At 38.6% G+C, this 14,168-nt stretch carries 11 protein-coding genes and 4 pseudogenes; 5 read left to right on the top strand and 10 right to left on the bottom strand.

Translation table 11 applies throughout. The features are described 5' to 3' along the window. Positions 1–2: 2 nt before the first annotated feature. Both PROCOU_RS03235 and PROCOU_RS03230 read left to right on the top strand, forming a co-directional pair. Positions 3–941, top strand: coding sequence for an ABC transporter ATP-binding protein (locus PROCOU_RS03235; protein WP_036069589.1), 939 nt, complete (start codon positions 3–5; stop codon positions 939–941). Then, the gene (locus PROCOU_RS03230) at positions 938–1,759 is read left to right on the top strand and encodes an ABC transporter permease subunit (protein WP_036069588.1); all 822 of its coding nucleotides are present in this window, start codon (positions 938–940) and stop codon (positions 1,757–1,759) included. Before PROCOU_RS03235 ends, PROCOU_RS03230 begins: the two co-directional genes overlap by 4 nt. Positions 1,760–1,874: 115 nt before the next feature. Here PROCOU_RS03230 and PROCOU_RS03225 read toward each other — a convergent pair whose 3' ends face one another. The 6 genes and pseudogenes from PROCOU_RS03225 to rpmG form a co-directional block, all read right to left on the bottom strand. Then, positions 1,875–2,906: a YqgU-like beta propeller domain-containing protein gene (locus PROCOU_RS03225; RefSeq protein ID WP_149023613.1), complete on the bottom strand. Its 1,032-nt coding sequence runs from the start codon at positions 2,904–2,906 to the stop codon at positions 1,875–1,877. Between the two features lie 218 nt (positions 2,907–3,124). Continuing rightward, the gene (locus PROCOU_RS03220; protein WP_036069587.1) at positions 3,125–4,096 is read right to left on the bottom strand and encodes an ROK family glucokinase; all 972 of its coding nucleotides are present in this window, start codon (positions 4,094–4,096) and stop codon (positions 3,125–3,127) included. A gap of 13 nt (positions 4,097–4,109) precedes the next feature. Next, positions 4,110–4,322, bottom strand: a complete 213-nt coding sequence (locus tag PROCOU_RS17970) for a YqgQ family protein (protein WP_133620218.1) — start codon at positions 4,320–4,322, stop codon at positions 4,110–4,112. 21 nt (positions 4,323–4,343) lie between these two features. Continuing rightward, positions 4,344–5,882: pseudogene (locus PROCOU_RS19460) on the bottom strand (rhomboid family intramembrane serine protease); the annotation flags it as partial. A gap of 95 nt (positions 5,883–5,977) precedes the next feature. After that, entirely contained in the window at positions 5,978–6,532 is a 555-nt protein-coding gene (locus PROCOU_RS03210; protein WP_036069585.1) for a 5-formyltetrahydrofolate cyclo-ligase, read from the bottom strand. Positions 6,533–6,594: 62 nt separating this feature from the next. After that, positions 6,595–6,744: a 50S ribosomal protein L33 gene (gene rpmG, locus PROCOU_RS03205; RefSeq protein WP_003719608.1), complete on the bottom strand. Its 150-nt coding sequence runs from the start codon at positions 6,742–6,744 to the stop codon at positions 6,595–6,597. 198 nt (positions 6,745–6,942) lie between these two features. On the opposite strand from rpmG, the gene PROCOU_RS03200 reads away from it, so the two are divergent. The 3 genes and pseudogenes from PROCOU_RS03200 to rsgA form a co-directional block, all read left to right on the top strand. Then, on the top strand, positions 6,943–7,299 hold the full coding sequence (locus PROCOU_RS03200) for a hypothetical protein (protein ID WP_036069583.1): 357 nt from the start codon (positions 6,943–6,945) through the stop codon (positions 7,297–7,299). A 33-nt stretch (positions 7,300–7,332) separates the two neighbouring features. Further along, positions 7,333–7,815 (top strand): MltG/YceG/YrrL family protein, encoded by a 483-nt coding sequence (locus PROCOU_RS03195; RefSeq protein ID WP_036069582.1) that lies wholly within the window; start codon positions 7,333–7,335, stop codon positions 7,813–7,815. 210 nt (positions 7,816–8,025) lie between these two features. Then, positions 8,026–9,073: pseudogene (gene rsgA, locus PROCOU_RS03190) on the top strand (ribosome small subunit-dependent GTPase A); the annotation flags it as partial. Between the two features lie 96 nt (positions 9,074–9,169). On the opposite strand, the pseudogene pnp reads toward rsgA, so the two are convergent. The 4 genes and pseudogenes from pnp to truB form a co-directional block, all read right to left on the bottom strand. Continuing rightward, a pseudogene (pnp, locus tag PROCOU_RS03185) lies at positions 9,170–11,342 on the bottom strand (polyribonucleotide nucleotidyltransferase). Between the two features lie 394 nt (positions 11,343–11,736). Further along, a complete protein-coding gene (gene rpsO, locus PROCOU_RS03180) occupies positions 11,737–12,006 on the bottom strand; it encodes a 30S ribosomal protein S15 (RefSeq protein ID WP_036062005.1) in 270 nt (89 codons plus the stop codon). A gap of 142 nt (positions 12,007–12,148) precedes the next feature. Continuing rightward, complete coding sequence (locus tag PROCOU_RS03175) at positions 12,149–13,075, bottom strand: bifunctional riboflavin kinase/FAD synthetase (protein WP_036069581.1); 927 nt, start codon at positions 13,073–13,075, stop codon at positions 12,149–12,151. Positions 13,076–13,204: 129 nt separating this feature from the next. Further along, a pseudogene (gene truB / locus PROCOU_RS03170) lies at positions 13,205–14,132 on the bottom strand (tRNA pseudouridine(55) synthase TruB). Between the last annotated feature and the right edge of the window lie 36 nt (positions 14,133–14,168).

The following is a 14,168-nucleotide window of genomic DNA, read 5'->3' as shown; positions in this document are numbered from 1 at the left end:
TTATGACACAACCAGTTCTAGAAATAAATCATTTAGTGAAGCAAATTGGTGCCAAACAGATTATTAAAGATATCTCTTTCTCTGTAAATGAAGGAGAAATATTTGGACTTCTCGGACCTAATGGTGCTGGGAAAACAACCATTATACGAAGCATTGTTAAACTTATTAATAAAACTAGCGGGAATATAAAGATTCTAGGAAAGGATATCGATGCTGACTATACAGATGCCATTCAACAAGTCGGGGCTATCGTTGAAAATCCAGAGTTTTACCCTTACATGACGGGTTTACAGAACTTAAAAGCATTCGCCTCTATGTCACGCAGTAAAATCTCCAATGACCGTATCAATGAGATTATACAACTTGTCCATTTGGAAAAGGCAATTAATAACAAAGTCAAAACATATTCTTTAGGAATGCGTCAAAGATTGGGTGTTGCTCAAGCACTTATTCATGAGCCAAAGCTACTAATTTTTGATGAGCCTACAAATGGTCTGGATCCAGAAGGTATGAAGGAATTTCGTCTACAAATGAAAGCATTAGCTAGTCAAGGTGTTAGTGTTCTGGTATCTTCACATCTGTTAACAGAGATGGAGCAATTATGTGATCGCTTTGCAATTATAGAACGTGGAGAATTAACCCATATTGCGGACATGCAACAAGAAAATATTGCCGAAGCTGAGCAATTGAAAACTTTCCATATGCATCTTGAGCCGCTTGAACTATCTAAAGAACTACTCACTAAGTGGAATATTGACTACATAGTTGCCGATAACGGAACATCACATTTCTTTATAAAAAGTAGTCCTTCGAATATTCCGTTGCTTGTGAAGAAATTAGTGAGTGAGGAAATTTCTATATTTACAATAGAGGTGCATACTAAGACATTGGAAGAGCGTTTCTTAGAACTCACAAAAAACAATGGAGGTAGTATGGAATGATGTCATTAATAGCAAATGAAACAAAGAAAATAGCACTACGATTTAGTACATGGCTATACCCACTTATTATTGTGGCCATCGTCATTGCTTTGTCCGCAAGTTATAAATCTTTTGTCCCAGATCTTGATAATGTTCAATTAATGCTTTCTATAAATAGCATCAGCATGTTTTTAGTTGCCCTATTTTCTATAGTATTAGCTAGCGCTGTTGTATCGTCAGAATTTAGTTATGGCACAATTAAGTTGCTATTGATTCGTCCCTATCAACGTTGGCAAATCTTGCTTTCCAAATATATTGTTGTTCTTATGTATGCCATTATTTTGACTCTGTTTACTGTTATAATGTCCTATATTATTGGTGGTATTCTTACTTCTTTTGGCAGTCTAACCCAAGATATCAGTATATCTAATCCAACTTTTTCAGAAAATGGAGATGTTACTAATGTTGGACAAACTGCTATTGATGCGTTAGGTTCGAGACTAGGTTACTTTACTATTCAGCTTATTTTCTCCTCATCCATTGCTTTTATGATTTCATCACTATTGAGAAGCCAAGCATTGGCTGTAGGAATTGGTCTGTTTCTTCTCTTTGTTAACAGTATTGCGGGGGGAATTATGCTTATGTTAGTAGAGCAATTCCAATGGTTTAAATATATTTTCTTGGCACCGTTGTATTATGTGAGCATGTATGCCGACGGGTTGGGAATGGATGTCAAAGGTCTTTCACCAGGACTGGCTATCTTTGTCTTAGCTGTATATTATGCTATTTTTATGGCTCTCTCTTTCCTCTTTTTCCAGAAACGCGATGTATCAGTTTAATTCGATATAATATAAAAAGCCGGGCAAACTATCGCTGTGTGCGGCCCCAAAAAGTTAGGTTTTGGTCTAACTTTTTTGAGGGGGCACATCGATGAGATAGTTCTTTCCTGGCTTTTTAATACATTTTATCACGATGTGGTATTAAATAGAATATGTTCTTTGTTTCTAAATCAATTATTTGATCGAATAAGTATCCGTATAAACAATATCTTCCATTTGGTGATGTCATAATAGGTTCATTATTGGTTAATTCTAGTATTGTCTCTGTTTTTTTATCTTTAGGATCTATCTTTACTAACTTAAACTCGCTACCATGATCTTTCAACTTCTTACTTTCATAGGGTTCAAAAGTAAGAAATGTTTCCTTCTCAACATTCAAATCGTAAAATGGAAAGAAAGTACCTAGCTCATCATATACTCTCGGAGCTTTGTATTTGTAGTAGGATTCAAAGCCGACCGTTCTAAAGTTATATATCATCGTCTTATCCTCTTTACTTGGTTCCATAGTTAGCAATGTGTTTGTAGAAACAGCAAATTGGTATACATCAGCTACTACAAGGCTCTTCACTGCTTTATCTCGCATATCTTCTAAATAAAGATCACCTCTGTCCTTTTGCGGAGACGATTTTTGGTTGAATACAAATAAATTATCGCTATACCAAGAAACAAATGGTGAACTTGTGTTTAGCTTTGTTATATTACCAGTTGGAATATCCCATCGAAATACTTGATAGTTCCAATTTGTATCAAATGTCGTAAGGAACATTTTATCTTGATCATCACGGTTCCAAGAAAATTCTATATTTTGAGGTTGCACTTCCTTTGTACTAAGAAGCGCACCAGACATCGAAATAACGTCTAATGCAGCTTTGTCTTTATTTTTTGCAGAATAGATAAGAAAGCGATCGCGATTAGGACTAATAATCACTTCTGAAATAACATGTGTTGTTTCATAAATCTGATGACGCTTTTCAGTAAAAACATTTAGCCGATCAAAAGTTACTTTACCCTCTTTTTTCAGCTGTATAAGGATGTTCTCATCATCAATCCAACCAACAACACGTTGAAATTCCAGAGGTTGAATATTCAGCGTCTTCACCTTGCTAGAAGCAGTATTTTTTTTCTTTGCTGACAGGTACCTCCTCATGTTGACAACCGTAGGAAATAAATAAAAGGCCTAGGATAGTAATGATGAAACTTATGCGAATTTTATACATCTTCCCTCTGCCTCCTCATGCTAATAAGATATTACTATTTTACCCTGACAACAAGAAAGTGAAACAAACTTCCAAAATAACAAAAAGAAAGCTAGAGAGACCATAAGCGTTATGTTGACGCCAATGATACAACCTAGCTAACATAAAACTATTCAGAGGGCAAAGCTAACCATGCTGCGCCTAAGACACCCGCATCATTTCCTAGTGTCGCGATTGAAATGGATGTTGATTCTCGAACAGCTGGGAAAACCATACCTTCAAAATAGTTTTGAATCGGTTTTAAAAGTGCATCGCCTGCAGCTGAAACACCACCACCGATAATGATTTTTTCAGGATTGAGCATATTACCAATGTGGCTACATGCCAAGCCTAGGTAGAAGCAAATATAATCAATCACTTGTTTTGCTAGCTTATCCCCCTCTGCGGCAAGGTCAAAAATCAATTTAGAGGTAACATCCTCTGTTCCTTCTTGAATAAAATCTTTTAGCTTTGACTCAGCTTCAAAAGATTTAGCTAAGTCTTTTGCTACGCGCACGATTCCTGTAGCAGAGGCAATTGTTTCTAAGCACCCCTTTTTCCCACAGGTGCAGTCATAGGCTTGTTTACTAGTGTCTACAGTAATATGACCAATTTCACCAGCCGCTCCTTTTGCACCGTGAAGGATTTTTCCTTCTGCAAATATCCCACCACCAACACCGGTTCCTAATGTTACAAAAAACACATTTGCTGAACCCTCTCCGGCGCCTTGCCACCTTTCTCCCACAGCTGCGATATTAGCATCGTTATCTAAATGAATATCAAGGCCGGTGATACTTTTAAGATTCTCCGCTACATTTTGCTCCTTCGCCCAATTGAGATTGTATGCACCTTTTACAGTCCCTGTTTCGTAGTTGATAGTTCCAGGTGTGCCCATTCCAATACCATAGAAAATGTCATTATCCAATTTTAAATCCGTTAATTTTTGGTTGATACTATCACCGATATTTCGAACTATGTGAGAACCCTCATCTGAAATATCCGTTTTGACAGACCACTTTTCCTCAATTTTCCCATCGGTTGTTAAAATTGCGATTTTTGCAGTTGTGCCACCAAGGTCAACGCCAATTAATTTCTTTTCCATTTTCACATGTCTCCTAATCTACTACTTTATTTTTTGCCTTCTCTTTATCTAATTCTACTTTAAGAATGGACCTTGCGCAGGCATAGACTTCACGATCAAGCAATTTATGTTTAAACAGTTCGGTCAGCTCGTATTCCATCATTTCGATATCCCATTGACGCTTGCCAAGATATACGATAATACCATATTTCTTCAGCAACTGAGCCACATCATAGACTGTTTTCATAATAATACCTCTTATCTTATTTGAATTTTGCTTTCTAAATATTTTTTTATACTGGGCGTATGTTTCTGTATTTTGCTGTTCGACTGCTATAGTGGCTTCTCTTAACGCTGCTTCAATATCCCCTTGCATTTCATAGCTACGAGCTAGTAAGAAGTGCGCATGCGGATTAAAGTTTTCTTGTGCAATGGCTTCTCTTGCAAAATTTGCTGCCTCTTGATTGTTCTCTTCAATCGTAGCAATGACTGCTAAATTTGTAAAAGTAAGGCCGTCTGCGCTACCAGAAACTTGAAGTTGCTGCAAGATTTTTTGTGCGGTTTCATAATCTTCATTTTGAATAAAAGCGCCTGCTACAGCATTCGCGTTTTGCGGATCATAAGGATGTTTCCCTTTGTCAAAGCCAAACCACAGGAAAAAAGCAGTGAGCAAAATAGCGGAAGCTCCGTAAAGAATTCGGCGCCAGTGGAAGTATTGATGAGGCATGGATAAAGCTCCTGCAACTAGGAATCCACCTACTAAACCACCAATATGACCTGCTAAATCGATACCTTGTGAGAACAAATCGACAACTAAATTGACGACAACTAGTCCTGCAATGCTTATTCCTAATGATTTTGCATAAATATGAGGTTTCAAAACGACTAAATATAGCAAAGCTCCAAAAATACCAAAGATTGCTGTACTTGCACCGGTAGCTACATTGATGTTGAAAACAAAGCTCGCCACGACCCCTGTAATTCCTGATAAGAAGTAAATCAAGGCATAGCGCCATTTGCCATAAAGCTTTTCTGCCATTGGACCTATGATATAGAGAACCACAGAGTTCATCAGCAAATGCAATAACCCGATATGGATAAACATAGGTGTGATAAAGCGCCACCATTCTCCTGCATATATGAGCGGATTAAATTTGGCTCCCCACCTGACGAGGTTGAATGTATTGCTGCTCGTGCCTCCTGTAAACGTCATAATTAAAAAGACGGCAATTTGAATCGCTAGTAAAATATAGGTTACATATGGCTTTTCTTTGCGTGCTTGTACTTGTTCGTCACTTACTTTTGTAGTGATATAATTAATAACTACACTACGTTCATTTGTGATACTACTTTCGTCTAATTCGGTAGGAACTTCGAAAGTATTGGCTGGTATACCTAGCTCTGTTTCCATTTGTTTTAGCTGGTCTGTAGCATTCTCTGAATCGATTAAAATGTTGTTCAGACTTATTTTCTCATTTTCTGATTGAAGTGGTTGATCGAACCATTCTGAAATGTTTCCAACTGGTTTGAAGGGGGTGATGTAAATATTGATTAATGGTAGTTTCAATCGTCCCATTTGTTTGCGCAAATCTTCGCAAACGCGCATTACGTGCTCAATGTCTCGCTCGACAACACTTGACCAACTGAGTTCTTTCATTTGAATTCGAATAACCGGTCGTTTCTTTTGGGTTGGATTATCTAGCCATAATTCCTGTTTTTTCTCATGGAGGTGGATGAGTCTGTATCCTTCCTCAATGAGAAAATAGCTAGTTAAGCGCCAAAAAATATACTGTTCTTGGAGGCTCAAAAAAATTCCCTGCTTTCTTTTAATATCCTGTTTATAAGTACTACTATACGCAAAAAAGCGAACATTGTAAATCAATCCCCGCCGATTTTCTGCTATTATTTCATATTATTTTCAATCACTAATTTTTGAACTGGTACATCGTGGGATTCTGGTATCAAATTAAGGGTTATTTGATTGGAGTAGCAGAGCGAAATTGTATTTCCTTGGTAGTCCGCTAAGTATCTGTCATAAAAACCAGCGCCAAATCCAATTCGGTAGCCATCTTCACGGAATAAGACACCTGGAACGACTAACAAATCAATCGTTGTTTTTGGTGCAATGATGGCGTGTTCTGTGGGTTCATATAACCCTAGCGCTTTCTTACAAAGCTCATCACCATCTTTATAAATCCGAAATTGCATATCTTTCGTTTTGTTATTTGTTTCTGGTATGGATACTGTTTTTCCATCTTGCCATGCACGTTCGATAATTGCTTGTGTTGCTATTTCTGGAAATCTAGCAATTGTAATGCCGATATTTTTTGCATTTTTCCATGTCTCTTCTTGAAATAATTGCTCTGCGATTGATTGTGAGCGCTGTTCGTATGTAATTTTATCCATTTCACTTAGTTCTTCTAGTATATGCTTGCGCAACATTTCTTTGGTTGCCATCCATTCTCCCCCTCTACGTATGTTTTGCTAATAAAAAAAGCAACAGGTGGAAATCCTGCTGCTTACTTAGTTTCGCGGTGTAAAGTAACACGGCGCAATCTTGGACAATATTTTTTTAATTCAATACGTTCCGGATTTTCACGTTTGTTTTTAGTAGTGATATAATTGCGATCGCCACACTCAGTGCATTCTAAAGTAATATTAACACGCATTCTATTTCCCTCCAAACTCTAATCAAACTGAATTATTTATCAGACCTGTATTATAATATCATTTTTAAGGGCTTTAGGCAAGGATTCCTAAGCTTTTCTTTTTATTTTGTTTACAATATTGATTTTTGACTATGTTTTTGGCTGAATTTATGCTATAAATAGAAGTAGAGTTTAGGGAAAAGAGGTGTTATTAACACAATGACTGTTCTAATCATAATTCTTCTTGCCTGTGCTGTCGTCCTATTCTTGCTTTCATTTATGCAAAAAGGAAATAGTAAACAGATAGAAAATGAGATGGAAGAAATCGCGTCTCAATTAATGCAAGAGAACTTCGAATTAAAAAAAAAACGTGTGTCTACTCTAGAAAATACATTAAAAATCGATGCTGACACGGTCACTCCTGTTCGCACATCAAGCAAAAAACTGCGTGACTTAAGAAAAAAACAAATTATTACTTTGTACACTTCTGGCGTCACAATAGAAGAAATTGTTACACAATCGGAACTTTCAGAAGAACAAGTAAATGAAATAATTGCTGAATATGTCGCTCATTAAATTTTAGATACTATATAGGGAGGAAATAAGAAAATGAAACAATCACTTCGCATGCTGGCGTTAGGATTCTTGATTTCAGCAGTGCTCTTACTTGTCTTCGATACATTCTTCTCGTCAAGCGCACAAGCAGAGAAATCAGCGGAACCAAAAACTACTACTACTGCTAAAACAGATGACAGCGAGAATTACAAGAAAAAATACGAAGACCTACTTGCATCTCAAGAATTAGCCAAATCACAAGCAGCTGAGGCACAAAAAGCAGTAGCAGCTAAGAAAAAAGCGGAACAAGAAAAAGCAAAACAAGTGAAGAAATTTACGCTTGTTATCAAAAAAGGAGATCCGTCTTCTAAAGCAGGAAATGAATTGCAATTCGCCGGTATCATTAAGTCTGGTGCTGAATTCGATAAATTCCTTCGTTCAAACAACTACGAAAAATATGTTCGTGATGGAAGCTACGCAGTAGACAGTAACATGACGGCAGATCAAATTGCAAAAATTATTACACATAAAAACTGATAACCACTGGAAAACAGGAAGGCTAATTTAGAGCTTTCCTGTTTTTTATTGTCTACAACACTGCCAATGTGCTATAATAAGACAGAATTCCCATTATGAAAGGATGATGAATTATGGATATTGTAAAAATTTTCGAACACTAACAACAATCACATTTTGGGAGCGTTTGATTTGATTTAATGCTCCCCTATTTATAAAGGAGCGAAAATATTGATTATTAATAATTATGGATTCACAGATTTTTTTTGAGGCGCAAACGATGCAGGAAGGACTTATTCCGGCACGTGTAACGGCTGTTTTTAAAGATTTTTTTAAAGTTGTATCAGATGACGGCGAGCATTTGGCCAAATTAAAATATGTTGCTTTTATGGGCGCAATGAACACGGAGCTTCCAGCTGTTGGTGACTTTGTGGCACTGGAAAGCCACCCGCAAGACACATCCCTCATTCATGGCGTAATGAATCGGAAGACAGTGTTCAAGCGAGCTGATCCGGGCGGTGGTGAACAATTGGTTGCAGCGAATTTTGATTATGTTTTTATCGTAAGTTCACTGAATCATGACTTTAACATCAATCGTTTAGAACGTTATTTAACAATTGCTTGGGATAGCGGTGCAAAACCTGTCGTGATCTTAACCAAAGCTGACCTCAGCGAAAATGTAGCACAAGTAGTGACAGAAATCGAGTTGATTGCTTACGGCGTACCGATTTTCGCAGTTGATAATCTATCAAGAAGCGGTTTTGATGAGATAGAAAGTTTTTTGAAACCTGGCGAAACGATTGTGTTACTAGGTTCGTCTGGTGTTGGTAAGTCTTCTTTTATCAATTCCCTCTCTGGGAAGTCACTAATGAAGACAAGCGGAATTCGAGAAGATGATTCAAAAGGGAAGCATACGACGACACATCGGGAATTGCATTTATTGCAGTCTGGACTACTGGTGATTGATACGCCAGGAATGCGTGAACTCGGGATTGGTCAAGCGAGCGATGGTCTTGGCGAAACTTTTCAGGATATTGAGCTACTGGCTCATGATTGCAAATTCCGCAACTGTCAGCACGGTAGCGAGCCCGGGTGCGCTGTACGAGACGCTTTAACGAATGGTAGCCTATCGGAAGTCCATTATGCTAACTGGATTAAATTAAAGCGAGAATTGGCTTATTTCGAGCGTAAAAATAACCCTGCTTTGCAACGCGCAGAGAAACAGAAATGGAAAGCTGTTCATAAAGCGTTGGAGACGCAGTACAAATCTAATTTAAAAGCGAGAAAAAAAATAGTAATAAGTCCTGCTGGAAACAGCGGGATTTTTTATTACATAAGAAACCACCTACCAGTAGTGGCAGATGGTTTCTTTTAATTATTTTTTGTCATTATTGTAAGGTTTCTTGTAGCCTTCTTTACGAGGTGCACGATTTGGTTGTTCTGTACTTCCTTCTTTTTTCTCAATCAAGGCTTTGCGAGATACGTTTACGCGACCGTGATCGTCAATTTCTGTAACTTTGACTTTCACAATATCACCCATTTTTAGAATGTCTTCTACTTTACCAACGCGTTCGTGTGCTAGTTCAGAAATGTGAATCAAGCCATCTTTGCCTTTGAATAATTCTACAAAAGCTCCAAATTTCTCAATTCTACGCACTTTACCATCATAGATTTCACCAACCTGTACTTCGCGAACGATCTCTTCAATCATTGCTTTGGCCTTTTCAATCATCGCGTCATCTTGAGATGCAATGAAAACTGTACCGTCTTGCTCGATATCAATTTTAACATCTGTTTCCTCGATGATTTGATTGATTTGTTTACCGCCAGGCCCGATAACATCTTTGATTTTGTCAGGTTTAATCGTGATTGTAACGATTTTAGGAGCATACTCTGACAAGGTTTCGCGAGGCGTGTTAATTGTTGCTTCGAGATGTTCTAGAATATGCAGGCGACCCGCTTTTGCTTGTGTTAAAGCTTCTTCTAAAATTTGACGGCTCAAGCCCTCGATTTTAATATCCATTTGGAGTGCAGTAATTCCATCACGTGTTCCAGCTACTTTGAAATCCATATCACCGAAATGATCTTCCATTCCTTGGATATCAGAAAGAATCGTATAATCATCACCAAGTTTTACAAGTCCCATCGCAATACCAGCAACAGGCGCTTTAATTGGCACACCTGCATCCATCATTGCAAGTGTTGAACCACAGATACTTGCTTGTGAGCTGGATCCATTCGATTCAAGTACTTCTGAGACTAGACGAATCGTATATGGGAAATCCTCTTCACTCGGAATAACTTGTTGTAATGCACGCTCACCTAATGCGCCGTGACCGATTTCACGACGACCTGGCGCGCGACGGGGTCCTGTTTCCCCAACACTAAATTGTGGGAAATTATAATGATGCATAAAGCGCTTGGAATCTTCTAGGCCAAGCCCATCAATGATTTGGTGTTCGCGAAGTGGTGCCAATGTACATACACTAAGCGCTTGCGTTTGACCACGTGTAAACAAACCTGAACCATGGACACGCGGTAAAATACCGACTTCCGATGATAACGGTCGGATTTCATCTACTTTACGACCATCTGGACGGATTTTATCTTGTGATATTAGACGACGCATTTCATTTTTCTCAAGCATCTCTAAAATATGTTTTACTTCTGGTAAAATTTTTTGCGGCGTCCTCTAGTTCTTTTGCTTCGTATTCAGCGATGACTGCTTCTTTTAGTATATTGATATTTTCTTCGCGTGCTAATTTTTCTTCGGTTTTAATCGCTGTTTTCATATCTGCTTCTGCACGAGCAGTTACCTCAGCTACAAGTTCTGCATTTGGTACGAATAGTTCGATTTCCATTTTCGCTTTGCCAACTGCTGCAACAATTTCTTCTTGGAATGCGATTAAGCGTTTTATTTCTTCATGACCAAACATGATTGCCTCTAACATTGCTTCCTCAGGTACTTCTTTTGCGCCTGCTTCTACCATATTAATAGCTTCTTTTGTTCCCGCAACCGTCAAGCTAATATCACTTAGCTCGTGTTGCTCAATACTCGGATTGATGATATATTCGCCGTTCACACGACCAACATCAACACCTGCAATCGGCCCTTCAAAAGGAATATCCGAAATACAAAGAGAAATCGATGAACCGAGCATCGCAGCCATTTCTGGAGAGCAATCTTGATCCACACTAAGCACAGTAGATGTAATTTGAACATCATTACGATACCCTTCAGCAAAAAGTGGACGAATCGGGCGGTCAATTAGACGAGCTGTCAATGTCGCACGGTCACTTGGGCGTCCTTCACGCTTTAAGAATCCACCAGGGACTTTACCTACTGCATACATTTTCTCTTCGTAGTTAACAGTTAGCGGGAAAAAGTCACCTGGTCTAGGCTTTCTTGAACCAACTGCTGCTGTTAAAACGACTGTATCGCCGTAACGGATTAACGCGGCTCCATTTGCTTGCTTTGCCATTTGACCAACTTCGATTGCTAGTTCCTTTCCTGCCCATGTGGATTTAAATACTTGTTTTTCAGTCATATTTTGATCTCCTTTTTATAGGAGCGTCCACTATCAAATCGAAACTTTACCATGCATTATTTCTTCACGCACGCCTGATTACAGACACGCATAAATCCAAAAACCTGCCTGCAAGTCAAGAAAACACTCGGTTACGCCATTGAAATCTGTGCTTCGATGCTCGGATTGCCCCTATGTATGGGTACGTAACGGCATTCTACTTCGTCTGGCATCTGAGCACTTCTTAGCTTGCTGTGTTTAGTATCTATGAACAGAATCTAGTTTTTCATTATGTACAGATGGCACGTTTTTGGATTCATGCGATAAAGTTTCTTCTACTTTCTTGGATAGTGGGCACTTCTTATTTATTTTTTTCAAAAAAAAAACGGGACAAAAATATCCCGTTTTCCTTGTTTTATCGACGTAAACCTAAACGTCCGATAAGTTCGCGGTAACGTGCAACATCTTTCTTACGTAGGTAAGTTAAAAGGTTACGACGGTGACCGACCATTTTCATCAAACCACGATAAGAATGGTGATCTTTCTTGTGCTCGCGAACGTGTTCATTCAAACTGTTGATTTCTGCAGTAAGAACAGCGATTTGAACTTCTGGTGAACCAGTGTCCGTATCATGTACACGATATTCAGCGATAATTTCATTTTTACGCTCTTGTGTCAATGCCATTTCTTACACACCTCCTTCTTTTCTAATCCCCACATACTGAGCCAAGCGTTGGTGACTCGCAAAAAGCCAAGTAAGGGTTCTTTTTCGTACAGAGTTAAAGATACACTATTTTGGGGCAAAAAGCAAGTGATAGCCTGACTTTTTATGCAAAATAGGCTCTTGTATCAGCTTCATCTTGCTTTAACTGCTCAATCAGTCCTTCAACGCCATTAAATTTTAATTCTGGTCGGAAATAATGGAACCATTCAATTTCTATTTCCTCTCCGTATATTTCTTGGTGGAAATCTAAAATATAGACTTCTATTGACATCGCTTGGTCATCCTTGAATGTAATATTATAGCCAATACTCGCCATTCCTAAATATGTTTGTCCAGATACCTTAAACTTGACGGCATAGACACCTAATTTAGGGATGAGAAAGCCTTCATCTACCGCAATGTTTGCAGTTGGGAAGCCGATTGTACGCCCTCGTTTATCACCGTGTATCACCGTTCCAGTAAGCGTATACGGGTAGCCTAGCAATTGATTTGCTTCATCTAATTTACCTTCTGAGATATATTTTCGAATATTTGTAGAGCTCACCTTATCATGTAAATCTTCTAATTTTTGAACAACTGTTACATCAAATTGGCCGTTCGCATAGTCGCTAAGTTCTTTCATTTTGCCAGCACCTTGACGACCATAAGAGTAATCGAAGCCAGCAACGACATGCTTTGCGTTCAAGCCAATCAAATAATTCGTTACAAAATCTTCTGGGCTCAAATTCGAAAATGCTGTTGTGAAACGAACAATGTATAAAATATCGACGCCTAAATCAGCCATTTTGCGTTTCTTTTCTTCAAGAGGTGTTAAATATTTAACCTGCTTTCGCATTTGGCTAAGTACAACGGATGGATGCGGATCGAATGTTAGTACTGCTGTTTTTATACCACGCTTTACAGCTTCTTTTTGAGCTGTGGCGATGACTTGTTGGTGTCCTCGGTGTAGCCCATCAAAGAACCCAAGCGCTATGACTTTCGGATCACGATTGATGTTTTCTGGCGGATGATGTAAAAAATATGTTTCCATGAAATCCCCTTCTCTCTGCACTATACTTTGCTACACGAATTCATCGGTAAGGTACAGTGCACAATCAATGCGGCGACGAGAAGCTAATTTTGAGATTTGTTCAAATAGTAGCTTGCCATTTGCCTTTTTTTAGTTTAACTTGCCCTCACGTAATTCAATCACTTTTTCTGGTTTCCAAAAATCGCGACGTTCTGGATGTTTAACATAGATTGCGGTCAGCTTATTTTTGTAAAGTAAGGCTACACGCCCCTTATTGCGTTCTTTGATGAATTGTTCCGGTAATACAACACCATTTAGCACTTTCTCATGAATTAGCTCAGAGATATGTTGCTGTGGCATATCAGATAAGCCGTCCTCTATAGGATACAAGAAGCTTGCCTCTTCTTCTTTTGCTCGCAACACTTCGATTTCATCTAAGGTAAAGCATTGTTCTTCCTTAAAAATACCACTTTGTGTCCTTTTTAATTCTGACATATGTGCCGGATAGCCCAGTTTCTCACCAATCATCACAGCCAATGTTCGAATATAAGTACCCTTTCCACATTTGATGCGTATGTTAAACGTATTATGCTCTGGACTTATTGAAACAAAAGGCTTCAGGAGCTCTATTGTATAAATATTCACCGTGCGTTTCGGACGTTCTACATCTATTCCTGCTCTTGCATATTCATACAATTTACGCCCATTTACTTTGACAGCAGAGTACATTGGTGGGATTTGCTCGATTTCTCCAACGAATGATTTTGCTACTTTTTCAATATCAATTGGTAAAATGGTTTCAGTGATTTCTTTCTCAGCAACTACTTCTCCGCTCGCATCCTCTGTTGTTGTTGCAGTGCCAATTGTAACAGTTGCTTCATAGGTTTTACCTTCATCAGTAATGTATTCGGCGAGCTTTGTAGCGCGCCCAATGCAGATTGGAAGAACTCCTTCGACATCTGGATCAAGCGTACCTGTATGACCGACTTTTTTTCGTTTGGAGAATTTTGCGTAGCTTGAACACGCAGTCATGGCTGGTCATTCCTTTTTCTTTCCATAAGGGGATAATTCCGTCCATTCTGTCAAATCACTCCTTTCCTACACAAAGAAGGAT

The organism is Listeria rocourtiae FSL F6-920, assembly GCF_000525975.1.
Classification (GTDB): Bacteria; Bacillota; Bacilli; order Lactobacillales; family Listeriaceae; genus Listeria_A; species Listeria_A rocourtiae.
This window is presented reverse-complemented; position numbering and strand designations above follow the sequence as displayed.

Bases quoted from the DNA above. Each gene is read 5' to 3' on its own strand.
- PROCOU_RS03195 (WP_036069582.1), top strand. From the start codon at position 7,333: ATGAAACAATCACTTCGCATGCTGGCGTTAGGATTCTTGATTTCAGCA.
- rpmG (WP_003719608.1), bottom strand. From the start codon at position 6,744: ATGCGTGTTAATATTACTTTAGAATGCACTGAGTGTGGCGATCGCAAT.
- PROCOU_RS03225 (WP_149023613.1), bottom strand. From the start codon at position 2,906: ATGAGGAGGTACCTGTCAGCAAAGAAAAAAAATACTGCTTCTAGCAAG.
- PROCOU_RS03175 (WP_036069581.1), bottom strand. From the start codon at position 13,075: ATGGAAACATATTTTTTACATCATCCGCCAGAAAACATCAATCGTGAT.
- rpsO (WP_036062005.1), bottom strand. From the start codon at position 12,006: ATGGCATTGACACAAGAGCGTAAAAATGAAATTATCGCTGAATATCGT.
- PROCOU_RS03200 (WP_036069583.1), top strand. From the start codon at position 6,943: ATGACTGTTCTAATCATAATTCTTCTTGCCTGTGCTGTCGTCCTATTC.
- PROCOU_RS03220 (WP_036069587.1), bottom strand. From the start codon at position 4,096: ATGGAAAAGAAATTAATTGGCGTTGACCTTGGTGGCACAACTGCAAAA.
- PROCOU_RS03235 (WP_036069589.1), top strand. From the start codon at position 3: ATGACACAACCAGTTCTAGAAATAAATCATTTAGTGAAGCAAATTGGT.
- PROCOU_RS03210 (WP_036069585.1), bottom strand. From the start codon at position 6,532: ATGGCAACCAAAGAAATGTTGCGCAAGCATATACTAGAAGAACTAAGT.
- PROCOU_RS03230 (WP_036069588.1), top strand. From the start codon at position 938: ATGATGTCATTAATAGCAAATGAAACAAAGAAAATAGCACTACGATTT.
- PROCOU_RS17970 (WP_133620218.1), bottom strand. From the start codon at position 4,322: ATGAAAACAGTCTATGATGTGGCTCAGTTGCTGAAGAAATATGGTATT.